At 69.9% G+C, this 13,461-nt stretch carries 14 protein-coding genes; 1 reads left to right on the top strand and 13 read right to left on the bottom strand.

What is annotated here, in order from left to right:
• Positions 1–240: 240 nt before the first annotated feature.
• The 7 genes from AC0685_RS05540 to dacB form a co-directional block, all read right to left on the bottom strand.
• Complete coding sequence (locus AC0685_RS05540; protein ID WP_340685352.1) at positions 241–1,035, bottom strand: ESX secretion-associated protein EspG; 795 nt, start codon at positions 1,033–1,035, stop codon at positions 241–243.
• A 195-nt stretch (positions 1,036–1,230) separates the two neighbouring features.
• Positions 1,231–2,589: a WXG100 family type VII secretion target gene (locus tag AC0685_RS05535; RefSeq protein ID WP_478224418.1), complete on the bottom strand. Its 1,359-nt coding sequence runs from the start codon at positions 2,587–2,589 to the stop codon at positions 1,231–1,233.
• Positions 2,590–2,606: 17 nt separating this feature from the next.
• The gene (locus AC0685_RS05530; RefSeq protein ID WP_125683481.1) at positions 2,607–2,969 is read right to left on the bottom strand and encodes a hypothetical protein; all 363 of its coding nucleotides are present in this window, start codon (positions 2,967–2,969) and stop codon (positions 2,607–2,609) included.
• 144 nt (positions 2,970–3,113) lie between these two features.
• Positions 3,114–3,677, bottom strand: a complete 564-nt coding sequence (hpt, locus tag AC0685_RS05525; RefSeq protein ID WP_034310045.1) for a hypoxanthine phosphoribosyltransferase — start codon at positions 3,675–3,677, stop codon at positions 3,114–3,116.
• Between the two features lie 13 nt (positions 3,678–3,690).
• Positions 3,691–4,674 (bottom strand): tRNA lysidine(34) synthetase TilS, encoded by a 984-nt coding sequence (tilS, locus tag AC0685_RS05520; RefSeq protein ID WP_478224417.1) that lies wholly within the window; start codon positions 4,672–4,674, stop codon positions 3,691–3,693.
• A complete protein-coding gene (locus tag AC0685_RS05515; RefSeq protein WP_478224471.1) occupies positions 4,671–5,699 on the bottom strand; it encodes a zinc-dependent metalloprotease in 1,029 nt (342 codons plus the stop codon). Before AC0685_RS05515 ends, tilS begins: the two co-directional genes overlap by 4 nt.
• Positions 5,700–5,799: 100 nt before the next feature.
• On the bottom strand, positions 5,800–7,806 hold the full coding sequence (gene dacB, locus AC0685_RS05510) for a D-alanyl-D-alanine carboxypeptidase/D-alanyl-D-alanine endopeptidase (protein ID WP_478224416.1): 2,007 nt from the start codon (positions 7,804–7,806) through the stop codon (positions 5,800–5,802).
• Between the two features lie 167 nt (positions 7,807–7,973).
• Here dacB and AC0685_RS05505 point away from each other — a divergent pair, with 167 nt between their 5' ends.
• Positions 7,974–8,492 (top strand): inorganic diphosphatase, encoded by a 519-nt coding sequence (locus AC0685_RS05505; RefSeq protein ID WP_016337787.1) that lies wholly within the window; start codon positions 7,974–7,976, stop codon positions 8,490–8,492.
• A 103-nt stretch (positions 8,493–8,595) separates the two neighbouring features.
• Here AC0685_RS05505 and AC0685_RS05500 read toward each other — a convergent pair whose 3' ends face one another.
• The 6 genes from AC0685_RS05500 to AC0685_RS05475 all read right to left on the bottom strand — a co-directional run bounded on the left by AC0685_RS05500 (position 8,596) and on the right by AC0685_RS05475 (position 13,447).
• On the bottom strand, positions 8,596–9,864 hold the full coding sequence (locus AC0685_RS05500) for a serine hydroxymethyltransferase (RefSeq protein WP_478224415.1): 1,269 nt from the start codon (positions 9,862–9,864) through the stop codon (positions 8,596–8,598).
• A gap of 111 nt (positions 9,865–9,975) precedes the next feature.
• Positions 9,976–10,395 (bottom strand): CGNR zinc finger domain-containing protein, encoded by a 420-nt coding sequence (locus AC0685_RS05495; RefSeq protein ID WP_478224414.1) that lies wholly within the window; start codon positions 10,393–10,395, stop codon positions 9,976–9,978.
• Positions 10,392–10,823: an uL11 family ribosomal protein gene (locus AC0685_RS05490; protein WP_478224413.1), complete on the bottom strand. Its 432-nt coding sequence runs from the start codon at positions 10,821–10,823 to the stop codon at positions 10,392–10,394. The genes AC0685_RS05495 and AC0685_RS05490 overlap by 4 nt, the downstream gene beginning before the upstream one ends.
• 34 nt (positions 10,824–10,857) lie before the next feature.
• Positions 10,858–11,379, bottom strand: a complete 522-nt coding sequence (locus AC0685_RS05485) for a gamma carbonic anhydrase family protein (RefSeq protein WP_478224412.1) — start codon at positions 11,377–11,379, stop codon at positions 10,858–10,860.
• 137 nt (positions 11,380–11,516) lie between these two features.
• The gene (locus AC0685_RS05480) at positions 11,517–12,743 is read right to left on the bottom strand and encodes a M14 family metallopeptidase (protein ID WP_478224470.1); all 1,227 of its coding nucleotides are present in this window, start codon (positions 12,741–12,743) and stop codon (positions 11,517–11,519) included.
• A gap of 116 nt (positions 12,744–12,859) precedes the next feature.
• Positions 12,860–13,447, bottom strand: a complete 588-nt coding sequence (locus AC0685_RS05475) for a TetR/AcrR family transcriptional regulator (protein WP_034310021.1) — start codon at positions 13,445–13,447, stop codon at positions 12,860–12,862.
• Positions 13,448–13,461 lie beyond the last annotated feature (14 nt).

Here is a 13,461-nt window from a genome sequence, read left to right as displayed (position 1 = left end):
GCGCGGCCTCGGAGACCTGTTTCCCGGAAGGGTCGGGTTGTTGGGGGGGTGGGGGGGGGGGGTTGGGTTTCCACCCCAACTCCCCCCCCACGACCACCTGGACCGGCCAGCCACAACGACTTTGCCGGGACGCGTGTCGCGAAAGCTTCTTTCGCGACGTCTGATGTCTCACTGTGGCTTTCGCGGCACGGGGTGGGGGGCGATCGGAGAGCAGTGCAGGGGCCCTTGCCCACCCTCGGCTCAGTGCGCGGGCGAGGCCTCGGCCGCGATCTTCCCCAGCAACTCCGTGAGCCGCTGCCGCAGCGTCGCCGGGTCCGCGGGCGCGACGGTGATCCAGTCCCGGCCGTCGGAACCGCGGGTGGCCTGGGTGAAGTACCGGCCGGACTGCGTGTCGAACCAGCTCAGCACCGAAGACCGGCTCCGCGTGCCGTGTTTGCTGCGCGCGTTGGCGCCGAACTGGCCACCGCGAAGCCGCGGCTGCGCCTGAAGCCTCGACAGGGCCTTGCGGTCCTCGTCGGACGTCGCCGAGCCGTCGACCTGCGGCTGGCGGCGCTGGAGGAAGTCCGCGCCCGAAGCGCCGACGAGCCCGTCCAGCGGAAGGGTGATCGACTTCTCCGTCCCGCGTGAACCCGGCGGCAGGAGGGAGACGATCGCGCTCGCGAGGCCGTCCGGGGCGATCGGGTGGAAGTGGAAACCGCGCGGGTCCTGCACCGTCAGCAGGCCTTGGCCGCCGAGCAGCGACGCGACCGCGAGCAGCGGTTCGGTGTTGGGATTGTTGAGCTGGACGCAGTCCAGGCTCAGGTCCGGCCTCGCGAGGACACCGAAGTAGTCCTCGATATGCGGCTCGGGGCGTCCGCGCTCGTCGGCGAGACGACGCTGGTTCAGCGACTGGAGCGTCTGCGTCCGCAGGGCGCCGCGCTCGTCCATGGTCGCCCCGTGCGAGCGGAGCCGCAGCGGGTACGGCAGCTCTCCGGCGTTCGCGCCCTCCCACAGGAAGTCCAGCTCGACCGGGGTGAGCAGTTCACCGTTCGCCATCTTCCGCCCCTAGTGTCTGTTGGTGAACCCGCGTCCGCGATCGGCGTCGGCAGGACACTGCTTGGTCAGCTGCCTCACGACTGCGGACAGGGCGTCCTGCCACCGCGATGGCGGGGCCTTCGGCCGGGGCAGGCTCTCGCACGAAGTCAGCGGGCGCGCGGCCGGATCGGCCGCGCGCCCGGTGAAAAAACCGCTCTAGCGTTCGTCGTCTTCGGTCCAGGCGCCGATGACCGGCGGCGGGGTCGCCTCGTTGGCGCCGAAGGCGTCGTCCGGGTCCGGCTCGATGAGGAACGACGCGTGCGTGTGCTCCTCTTCCTGCTCGGCCTGCGCGCCGTGGGCGCCCATGCCCATGCCGCCGCCCATACCGTGCATCGGCGGCGGGGTGGCGCCACCGATGGTGCCGCTGGAGGACACGATGCCCTGCTGCGGAACGGCCTGGGACGCGGCGCTCTGCGCGGGCCCGCCCTTCTCGGTGGCGGCGGCGTCGGTGCTGTCGGTGTCCTTGGCTCCGGACTTGTTGCCCTGGCCGAGCGCCTTGGCGCCCGCGTAGCCGAGGCCACCGCCGAGCGCGGCCGCGGTGAGGGCCTGGCCGAGCCCGTTGCCGCCGCTCGCCGGGGCGTGCGGGGTCATCGGGGCACCGGCGCCGGACGCGACGCCCGCACCCGGCGCGACACCGGCGGCAGGGCTGTACCCGGCCTGCGAGAACACGCCCGAGTCCGGACCGGCGTGGACGGGAGCCCCGACGCTGCCCTGCGCGCCGCCATAACCGTGCGTACCGCCGAAGACGGGGGTGCCGGAGACCGCGCCCGAGTTGAGGCCTGCGCCGCCGATGTTGCCGACGCCGCTGAACGAAGCGCTGTTGTGCGTCGCGGTCGGCTTCATGCCGAGGGATTCGGGGCCGAAGCTCGGGGTCGAGCTGTCGACCTCGCTCATCTCCTTGGTGTAGGCCTCGAGGAACCTGGCCTGCTCCGCCCGCACTTCCTTGTCCTGGTCGGCGAGGGGCTTCTGGTCGGTGATCATGCCGATCGGGCCCGCCGCCAGCGCCTGGCCCATGGCCTTCTCGGGGCTGTAGTCGGTCGGCTTCGGCATGAGCTTGACCTTGGTGGCGGCGTCGGCCTGCTTCTGCAGCCTGTCCGACATCGTGTGCGCGGCCTCGGAGGCCTGCGAACCCGAGTTCGCGATGGCGACCAGCGAACCCTGCGCGGCCGCGGCGCCCTGCCCGATCCAGGCGGCGCCCAGTTCGGAGATCGCGTTGTAGAGGTCGTTCGACGCCTGGCTCAGCTTGCTGCCGTGCGAGCCCCACGACTGGCTGATGGCGGTCGCCGTGCTGGGGTCGTTGCCGATGTTGGCCTGGTTCCACAGGTCCTGGCTGCTCGGCGCGCTCTCCCAGTTCGGCGGGTTGGTGATGGCGCGGTCGGCACCGATGTCGAACCCGTCGGAACGGCCGCGCGCGGAGGAGACGATGCTCTCGGCGTGCGAGTTGTCGCCGAGCTGGACCGGCGTGGTGCTGCTGCTGCTTTCGCCGTAAGAGTCGGCGCTGTGCTTCGGTGGCATGGCTTTCTGACTCCCCCTCAGACGTTACGGAACGGCTCGGCCGCGGCCTGGTCGATCTCGTGGTAGCGGGCCATCGCCGTCACGATGCCGGACTCGGCGGCCTCGTACTGCTGGAAAAGGTTCTGGAGCGCGGCCGCGTACGAGTCGCCTCCGCCGTCGGCACGGTTCGCCACCTTCGCGGCGATCGCGTTGCCGACCGGGTTGTTGCCCAGCTTCGGCGCCTGCCCGAGGTCGCCGGCCCGCTGGAGGAGGGCCTCGATGGCGTCCTTGCCGGTGCGGATCTTGTTCAGGACGGTCTGGGCCGCGTCAGGGTCGATCCCGACCTGACCCTGGGCCGCGGCGTTCTTGAACGCGTTCGCGTCCGCCAAGCTGTTCCCCATCTGAGCTCTCTCCGTTTCCCCCGGGCCAGGCCACGACGGCTGCGTGGCAAAGGTCTTCGCATAGGTTAACGCACTCGATCGCAGCCTATGACGCGTTCTCGCCGCTCAGGGTTCCGTATTTCCGCACACGCGGGCAAGCGGTTCTCAGGACGTGTAAACGTGCGGATCCAAGGTGCCGATGTAGGGCAGGTCCCGGTAACGCTCCGCGTAGTCGAGGCCGTATCCGACTACGAATTCGTTGGGAATGTCGAACCCGATGTACTTGACCGGTACGTCGACCTTGACCGCCTCCGGCTTGCGCAGGAGCGAGACGACCTCGAGCGACGCGGGGTTCCGGCTCGCGAGGTTCTTCAGGAGCCAGGACAGGGTCAGCCCGGAGTCGACGATGTCCTCGACGATGAGCACGTCGCGGCCGGCGATGTCGCGATCGAGGTCCTTGAGGATCCGCACCACGCCGGACGACGACGTCGCCGAGCCGTAGGAGGAGACCGCCATGAACTCGAGCTGACAGGGAAGGGGGAGCGCCCTGGCGAAGTCGGTCATGAACATCACCGCGCCCTTGAGCACGCCGACGAGCAGGAGGTCTCCCTGCCCGGCGCCGGGGCCGTCGGCCGGGTAGTCCGCCGCGACCTTTGCCGCCAGCTCGGCGATCTTGTCGTTGATCTGCTGCTCGGTGACGAGCACGGAGGCGATCTCGCCTTCGTACACGGGACGATCCCCTCTAGGTGGTGGACTGGGGTGCTTCGAGGGAGAGCCTGCCATGCGCCCGCGCGGCCACCAAGTCGCCGGGTAGCCAGACCCCGCCCTGACCCCGCCAGTTCCCCACCAGAGCGTCGACCGAACGCAGGTGGGCGTCGGTGAGTTCGCGGACACCGGAGTCCAGCAGCCACCTGCGGAGGACGCGTCGCCGCAGCGCGGGCGGTTCGGTGGCGAGCACCGCGACGTCGAGCCCTTCGCCGGTGAAGGCACGCAGGTGGACCTCGCCCGCGAGTGTGTCCAACGCCTCCGTGTCTTCGCGCAGTTGCGCCGCCGTGCGGGCGAGCGACGCCGCGACACCGCCGGACAGCACATCCTCCAGAAGGGGCAGTACTTCGGTCCGTAACCGGACACGGGTGAACCGCGGGTCTTCGTTGTGCGGGTCCTGCCACGGGTCGACGCCGAGCGCCTGGCAAGCCCGCCGGGTGGTGGCACGGGTGACGCCGAGCAGTGGCCGTCCCCACGGCGGGTCGTGCGGGCGCATCCCGGCCAGCGAACGCGGCCCGGAGCCCCTGCCGAGGCCGAGCAGCACGGTTTCGGCCTGGTCGTCGAGGGTGTGGCCGAGCAGGACGACCCCGCGTCCGTCCGGCAGCGCCGAGCGCAAGGCGCCGTAGCGGGCCCGGCGGGCCGCCGCCTCCGGTCCGCCCGCGCCCTCGACCCGCACCTTCAGGACTTCGGCCGTGTCGGCGCCCAGCTCCCGCGCCGTGTTCGCGGCGCGGACGGCGGTTTCGGCGGAACCCTCCTGGAGGCCGTGGTCGACGACGAGTGCCCGCACCTTCAGTCCCGCGCGGCCGCCGGTGAACGCGGTCGCTTCGGCCAGCGCCAAGGAGTCCGCGCCGCCGGAGACCGCGACGCACAACTCGTCGACGGCGACTGTGCTGTCGATCGACGCGAGGAAGTCCCGCACGGCCGTCCGCACGGCCGCGATCGCCGGATCCGGTCCGCTCACCCGTGCAGGCGCCGTACCCAGGCCGCCGGATCGCTGATCTCGGCCCTGGTCGGCAGCGTGTTCGGCGACGTCCACACCGCGTTGAAGCCGTCCATGCCGACGGCGTCGACGACGTGCTTGGTGAACTTCGCGCCCTGTTCGTACTGGCGCAGCTTGGCGTCCACGCCGAGGAGGCTGCGCAGCACGCGGTCGATCAGGCCGCCGCCCTTGCGCCGGGCGGTGAACCGCGAACGGATCAGCTCGACACTCGGCACGACCTGCGGCCCGACGGCGTCCATCACGAAGTCGGCGTGCCCCTCCAGCAGCGTGGACAGGGCGAGGAGCCGGTCGAACACCGCTCGTTCGCTCGGCGACTGCAGGAGTTCGGCGAGACCGGCGCCGCCCGCCTTGCCCTTGCCGATCTGCTTGATGGTGTCCGGCAGGCGGCCGACCAGATCGCTCAGGCCGTCCGCGTCCCGGCCGGCGAGCCCGCCGATCAGGCGCTCGACCTCGTCGGCGAAGTAGTCGCGCAGCCAGGTGACGGCGGTGAACTGCAACCGGTGGGTGCACTCGTGCAGGCAGACCCACAGCCGGAAGTCATGGCCCGGCACGTCCATCGCGCGCTGGGCCGCGACCACGTTCGGCGCGACGAGCACCAGCTGCCCGGCGCGGTCCGGCCCGCCGAACGGGTCGTACTGCCCGAGCACGCGGGAAGCCAGGAAGGCGAGCACCAGACCGGTCTGAACACCGGCGCCCCCGGCCAGCACGGGCGCCAGCGGGCCGCCCTGTGCCTCCGGCAGCGCACGGCCGGTGAGCGCGTCGAGGCCGGCCGCGGCCGAACGGACCCAGCCGGGCCTGTCGACGACTTCGGCGGGCAGCAGCGGCAGGTCGAGGCCGAGACCGGTCAGCTCACGGACATGCCTCTCCGCCTCGCCGGTCAGGTCACGGAGATCGGCGACGGCCTCTTCGGCCTCTTCGCGGTCGACCACCGGGCCGCCGCGCACCAGGAGGGCACCCGTCGAGGCGGCCAGGGACCAGTCGACCATCGAACGTGTCTTGGTCGGCGTTTCCTCAGTCACTCTTATGACGCTACCCGCTGGAAGACCGGATTCCGTCCCGACTTCCTCACGCTCCGATTCCGGTCACTCACCGGCAGCCGCACTTGTGCAGCGTCGCCGCGACGACGTCGAGCGCCGCCCTGCCCTTGTTCTGGTCCGAACCGGACGACATCAGCGCGAACACCAGCATCCGGCCGTCGGTGTCCAGCACCACGCCCGCCAGGGTGTTCACCCCGGACAGCGTGCCGGTCTTGCCGCGCACCCAGCCGCGGCCCGCGGCCGACGCCGGATCGCCGTAGCGCTTCTCCAGCGTCCCGCTGCCACCCGCCACGGGGAGGCCGGCCAGCAGGGGCCGCAGTTTGGCCGTCCTCGGATCCTTGCCGTCCGGTGCCGCCGCGACCGCGAGGATCTCGCTGAGCACCTTGGCCGGGATCTTGTTCAGGTCGGACAGTCCGCTGCCGTCGTTGATCTGGACGCCGGTGAGGTCGAACCCGGCCTGCTTGAGCACGTCCATCGTCGCGGTCGCGCCGCCGGTGAACGACGCCTCGGCGCCCTTCGAGATCGCGAGCTGGCGGGCGAGGACATCGGCCATCAGGTTGTCCGAAAGCTGCATCAGCGAGTTGGCGAACTCCGCGAGCGGCTGCGACTTGACCTCGCCGAGCACCTTCGCGTCCTTCGGTGCCGTCGTCGTACCGCCGGTTTGGGCTTCGAGCTTGCCCGCGATCTTCTGGGTCAGCGCGGCAGCCGGGTTCGCGACGCGGGGCGCGTGGTCGTTCTTCGGGTCGGCGCGGCCGCCGTCGGCCATCACGGGGAGGACCGGCGCCATGTAGGTGTTCCCGGCGGCGGTGTCCTCCGGGTCCCAGCCCTTCGCGGACGTCGGCCCCTTGAACAGGCTGATGTCCAGCTGGACCTTGGAGATCTTGCCGCCCGCGGCCTTCTTGACCTGGGCGACGAGGTCGTCGACGTGGGCCGCGCCCGGGTACAGCGGCGAGTCCGTGCCCAGCGGCAGCGAGGTCAGCGACGGGTCGCCGCCCGCGACGAGGACGACCGTGCCCGGCTCGGCGCCCTGGACGATCTTCGTCGAGAACTGCGTCCCGTGGTCCATCGACAGCAGAGCGGCCGCGACGACGAGGATCTTCGTGGTCGACGCCGGGGTCAGCGGGGTGCCGGAGTTCTTGTCCCACAAGACTTCGCCGGACGCCGCGTCCACGACGGTGCCGGTGAGCGTGCCCAGGTCCGGGGAACCGGCGGGGCCCGCCAGCGCGGCCGCGAGACCTTCCTTCGTCGGCCCGGCGCCGTTGATGTCCGGCCCGTGCAGGACCCGGGTGATACCCGCGGGTTTGGGGATCTCGCCCTTCGGCGCGTTCGGCGCCCAGGGCAGGCCGAGGCGGTTCGACACCTTCGGCATCGCGGCGGCGCCACCCATCCCGGCGAGCAGCAGGACGACGACAAGGGTCGTGATCAGCAGGGCTTTGCGCTTGCGCTTCGGCTTCGGCGCGGGCGCGGCCTCGGTTGCAGGGGGTTCCTGGGACGGCGGCTCGGGCCGCTGGATCCCGACGGTCGCTTCGGAGTCGACGCGCTCTTCGGCGGGCTCGATGCGGACCGGGCGCGCGTGCATGGTCGCGGACGGGACCTGCGCGGGAGGCGGCGGCTCGACCCGGCTCTGCTCGGGACGGCGGGGCGGCTCCTGACGCGGGGGCTCCTGCCTCGGCTCGGGTCTCGGGGATTCGGCGACCCTGTCGAACTGGTCCCAGTCCGGCTCGTCGGTCTGCCGCGGCTGGACGGGCTGGACGAAAAGCGTCTTCGGCTCTTCGCGCTGTTCAGGCTCGACCGGCGTCACCGGTTCGAAGGCGGACCACTTCGGCGTCGGGGTCTCCGGAACCTCCGGTTCCTCCTCCACCTCGACGACCGGCTCGAACCAGGAGCCACTTTCGGGTGTGACCTTCGGCACTGACAGCTCTTCGGTCTTGCCGTTCGCCATCCCCGTCATGGGCAGCCAGATGGTGGCCTCGCCCTCCCCCTTGGTGCTCTTGGGCTCGGCGGATGAGGTGTCCTTGTCGTCCGACGGCCACCTCGGGGCATCGTTTTCCGGCACTCAACGCTCCTTCATCCACCGTCCGGGGAAGGGGCCAAGCTCACATACGACCACATCGATGCGACCGCCCGAGCCCCCGTGGTCCACACTAGTGAAGACAAGACGATGATTTCGGTGAGCCGTCCGCGACGGCGGGGCGTACCAAAGACGAGAGCAGCGAGGCCGGCGTGGAATTCGACGTCACTATCGAAATCCCCAAGGGGGAGCGCAACAAGTACGAGGTGGACCACAAGACCGGTCGGATCAAACTCGACCGGACGCTGTTCACCGCCACCCAGTACCCCGCCGACTACGGGTTCATCGACGACACCCTCGGCCAGGACGGCGACCCGCTCGACGTGCTGGTGCTCGTCCAGGAGCCGACCTTCCCCGGCTGCCTGATCCGCTGCCGCGCGATCGGCATGTTCCGGATGACCGACGAGAAGGGCCCGGACGACAAGGTCCTCGCGGTGCCGACGAACGACCCGCGGCTGGAGCACCTGCGCGACATCCACCACCTGAACGAGTTCCACAAGCTCGAGATCCAGCACTTCTTCGAGGTGTACAAGGACCTGGAGCCGGGCAAGAGCGTCGAGGGTTCGACCTGGGTCGGGCGCTCCGAGGCCGAGGCCGAGATCAAGCGTTCGCTCGACCGCGAGACCGACCGGCTGGCCAAGGAGGCCATCGACGGTCCGGCGGCGCACTAGTCGCAGTGCCGAAGGGGGCCCTTCACCGCATCACGTGCGGTGAAGGGCCCCCTTCGCGCTCTACCGGGTCGTGGCCGACCGTGTCATCCCACGCGCTACCTGCTTAAGCCGAGTAGCCCGGGATCGGGAACGGCGCCAGGAACTCGCGGATCTCGGCGGCGATGGTGTCCAAAGCGGACTGTTCCTCGCCCGCCGCCGCGGTGATCGTGCGGTCGATCCACTCCGCGACCCGCGTCTGGTGCTCCGGCTTGAGCCCGCGGGTGGTGATCGCGGAGGTGCCGAGCCGGATGCCGGACGGGTCGAACGGCTTGCGCGGGTCGAACGGCACGGTGTTGTAGTTCAGTTCGATACCGGCCCGGTCCAGCGCCTGCGCGGCGGGCTTGCCCGGCACGTTCTTGTTCGTCAGGTCGATCAGCAGCAGGTGGTTGTCGGTGCCACCGGACACGAGGTCGTAGCCGCGCTCCACCAGCGCCTCCGCCAGCGCACGCGCGTTCGCGACGATCGTGTGCGCGTACTGGGCGAACTCCGGCTTCTGCGCCTCGCCCAGCGCGACGGCGATCGCGGCGGTCGTGTGGTTGTGCGGGCCGCCCTGCAGCCCGGGGAACACCGCCTTGTCGACGGCCTTCGCGTGGTCGGCGTCGGAAAGGATCATCGCGCCGCGCGGACCACGCAGCGTCTTGTGCGTGGTCGTGGTGATGACCTGCGCGTGCCCGACGGGAGATGGGTGCGCGCCGCCGGCGACCAGCCCGGCGATATGCGCGATGTCGGCGACCAGGACGGCGTCGACCTCGCGGGCGATCTCCGCGAACGCCGGGAAGTCGATGGTGCGCGGGATCGCGGTGCCGCCCGCGAAGATCAGCTTCGGCCGGTGCTTCAGCGCGAGTTCGCGGACCTGGTCGAGGTCGACGCGACCGGTCTCCTTGCGGACGCCGTAGCGGACCGGGGTGAACCACTTGCCGGTCGCGGACACGCTCCAGCCGTGCGTGAGGTGGCCGCCGTCCGGCAGCGCCATGCCGAGCACGGTGTCACCCGGCTGCGCGAACGCGAGGTACACCGCGAGGTTCGCCGGGGAACCGGAGTATGGCTGCACGTTCGCGTGGTCGACACCGAAGACCGCCTTCGCGCGCTCGATGGCGAGGTTCTCGACCTGGTCGATGAGCTGCTGGCCCTCGTAGTACCGCTTGCCGGCGTAGCCCTCGGAGTACTTGTTGGTGAGGACGGTGCCCGTCGCCTCCAGTACGGCCTGGGAGACGTAGTTCTCGGACGCGATCAGTCGGATCTTGTCGTGCTGGCGTTTCGCCTCGTCCTCCACGAGCCCCGCGATCTGCGGGTCGGCGGCGGCGAGCGCGGAAAGTTCGGGCTGGTGTGTCATCGGACGTACTCCTGCCAGAGACGGCCGGACCCAGGCGCGCGGTACCGGCCTTGTCGTCGCTTCCCGGTGGTGCTCCACCTCAAATGGCGCCAGTCGCTGGTGCGGACCAGACTAGAGCACTCCGCTCGTGCCCGGCTCGGCGTGCGGACGATGCGCGGCGCACCATCGGCGGCTACATCCGGCCGTGCGATCACAGAACGTCTGTGCGCAGACGGCGCAGCGTTTGATCCGCCGCCAGCCGCCGAACACGACGAGTTCCGCCAGCCCGGAGGCGCCCGTGACCAGGTCCCCGCAGCCCGGCCACGACGCCACCTGCACCAGGCGCCAGCCGTTCCCGGCCTCGACCAGCCGGGGCGCGGCACCGTTCCCGGCGAGGACCCGGTTGAGCCGGTCGGCGGCGGCGTGCTCGTCGGGCAGCGCCGACACGACTCCGGCGAGCCACGGATTTCCTTGTGCCAGCAGCCTTTCCGCGACCTCGAGCGCCGGGTCGAGGTCGCGGAAAGGCGGGACGATCACGTGCTTGCGCGTCACGGTTCTTCGATCGCGACACCCATCGAGCGGGCCGTGCCCGCGACCGTGCGCATGGCCGCGCCGAGGTCGCCGGTGTTGAGGTCCGGCAGTTTCCGCTCCGCGATGCCGCGCAACTGTTCCTGGCTCAGCTTCCCGGCGACCTCATGCCCCGGCCGGCCGGCTCCCTTGCCACCCAAGGCTTTCTTGATGAGGAACGACGTCGGCGGGGTCTTCAGCCGGAGCTCGAAGGAGCGGTCCTCGAACACCGACACGACCACCGGGACGATGTCGCCGCGCTGCGTGGCGGTCGCCGCGTCGTAGGCCTTCTTGACCTCGACGAGGTTCACGCCGGTCTGCCCGAGCGTCTTCCCGAGGTCGACCACCGGCGCGTTGCCGGCGGTCAACTCGAGCGTCGCCTGGTGCGTTTTCTTCTTCGACTTCGGTGCCATGCACCCGAAGCTATGGTCTCCAGTTGCTGGAGAGTCAATCGATCGGCTTGACGCTTTCCGCGTGACGGCGCGCCAGCTCCTGGTAGATCGCCGCGTTGTGCTCGACCCAGCCGCGAGCGGTGCCGTCGAGCGGGACGTGCTTCTTCGCCGGGCTGCCCATGGCGACCGTCTCCGGCGGGATGACCATTCCGGGCGTCACCGTGGCACCGGCCGCGACCAGCGCCTTCGCGCCGATCTGGGCCTTGTCGAGCACCGTCGAGCCGTTCCCGATCAACGCCTGCTCACCGATCGTGCAGTCGTGCACGAGGCACTGGTGCCCGACGGTGACGTTCCTGCCGACCTCGGTCACGCCGCCGTTGACGTGGATGACCGAGTTGTCCTGGATGTTGGCGCCCTCGCGGATGAGGATCCTCCCGAAGTCGGCGCGCAGCACGGCGCCGTACCAGACGGAGGCGCCCTTCTCGACGACGACGTCGCCGATCAGGGTGGCGGTGGGGGCGATCCACGCTTCGGGATCCACCTGGGGACGGTGTCCCTCGAATTCGAACATCGGCATGCCCCGCACCCTATGCGCGAAAGTCCGTGAAGGCCTCCTTCCCTACCTCGAATCCAGGCTGCGCGCGCAGCGCGTCCGTTGAGGGCGGCGGCGGGGGCATGGATGGAGTAGGGAAGGAGGCCTTCACGGAACGTCGCTCAGCCGATGGCGGTGTTGAGGAGGAGGTCCACGGCCTTGTCGTTACGGGTGGTTTCGCGGACGATCACCTCGTCGGGCGGGTAGAAACCGGGGTTCGATCCCCGCGGGTACATCTCGAAGGTGAAGCTCAGGATCTTGTGGGTGCCCCACATCCAGTCGTCGATCGTCCCGTCCGTGATGTACAGGTCGCTCGACTGCTGCGGCGTGTAGCCGTTCGTCGCCGCCAGCTGACGGCCCACCGTCTGGAACCGCTGCGCCTCCGCGGCGGTCATGCCGGGGGCGGTGTCGTTGTAGGTGAAGCCGAACGGCCACAGCACGAGCTCCGAATAGGTGTGGAAGTCGATGCTCGCCTTGATCTGCTGGACGCCGCCGATCTTGCGCGAGTTCACGAAGTTGGACACCGCGCGGGTCTCGGGCGCGGAGAACGCCGAGGGGCCGCGGTAGGTCTCGCTGGTCGTCGAGCCCGACGAACCGCCGCAGCAGCCCCAGTTGTAGGCCCAGTTGCGGTTGGGGTCGGTGCCGTTGCCCTGCCGGTTCTTGCGCCAGTACTTGTAACTGCCGCCGGAGATGTCGTACTCCGAGCCGTCCGGGTTGACGTTCGGGATCACGTAGATCTCGACGCTGTCGACGAACCGTTTGATCGCCGGGTCGGAGGCGTAGCCCTGGGTGAACCGGTTCACGATCCGCAGGCACATCTCGGTGGTGAGGTGCTCGCGGGCGTGCTGGTTGCAGGTGAAGAGGACTTCGGGCTCGTTCTCGTCCGTGGCGACGTTGTCGCTGATCTTGAGCATGTTCAGCGCGCGGCCCTGGTACGAGTTGCCGACGCTGCTCAGCCGCGCGATCGAACCGAAATTGGCCTGCGCGTTGCGCAGTTCCGTCGTGACCTCGGCGTAGTTGTGGTAGCCGGAGTCGTACGGCGGGAAGTCGTTGATCGCGTTCGTGCCGACCTTCTCCGAGCGGTCGACGACACCGCGCTGCTCGACCTTGAAACCGAGCGCGCGGACCTTCGCCGCGTCGGACGCCTCGCCGATGAAGGTGGTCGTGCCGCCCGCGGAGCCGAGGACGTCGACACCGAGCCGGGAGATCTGGGTGCGCTGCTGCGAAGTCCCGGTGCCGAAGACCTCGTAGATCTGCACCTGCGCGTCCTCGGCCTGCTGGTCCGCGGTCGCCGGACTCGCGGCGACCGGGATGGTGAACGCCGCGACGGCCGCGATCGCCACGGCCATGCACCGTCTTATGCGCATCGTCGTCTCCTAGCTCTCAGGCAGGGAAGGGGAACCTCACCATGGCCGGAGCGGGAAGAGGAGAACAATCCGTAACGGTACGGATCTAATGCGTATTTCTACCCGTAGTTCGCGAAACAGAGAGCTTCGATGTCGCCACGCAGTGCGGCGAACGGCCGCCGCCGGACGCGCTGCTGGACGATCGCGCCGAGCAGGTAGGACAGCAGTGCCCGCGCCCGTGCCCGCGGGTCTTCGACGTCGAGCGGGGCGAGCAGCTCCGCGAGCAGTTCGGTGATCGACGTCAGCATCACGTCGATGGCCTGAGGATGCTGCGCCCGGCCCGCGGCGATCCAGTATTCGAACCAGAGGAAGGCCGCGTTCGGGCGGCCGGAGAACTCGCCGAGGAAGGCCTCGAGCGCGGCGAAGAGCCGCTCGGACGGGTGATCGTGCTTCGCCGAAATTTTGCGCAAATCGGCGATGAACGTTGTGATGTGCGCCGCCATCGCGCGGTCGATCAGGACGTCGATATCCGCGAAGTAGTAATGAATCGCACTCTTCGTGAGCGGTCCGGCGTCCGCGATCGCGCGGACGGTGCAGCCCGCGAGCCCGTCCCTGGCGAGCACGACACGCGCCGCTTCGACGATCTGCTCCTGTTTCTGCAGCTGATTGGGGGAGAGCCGCGCGCTGCGGCCGGGAACGGCGGTCACGAAGTTCCTTACAC

Source organism: Amycolatopsis sp. NPDC043889 (assembly GCF_056435645.1).
This window is presented reverse-complemented; position numbering and strand designations above follow the sequence as displayed.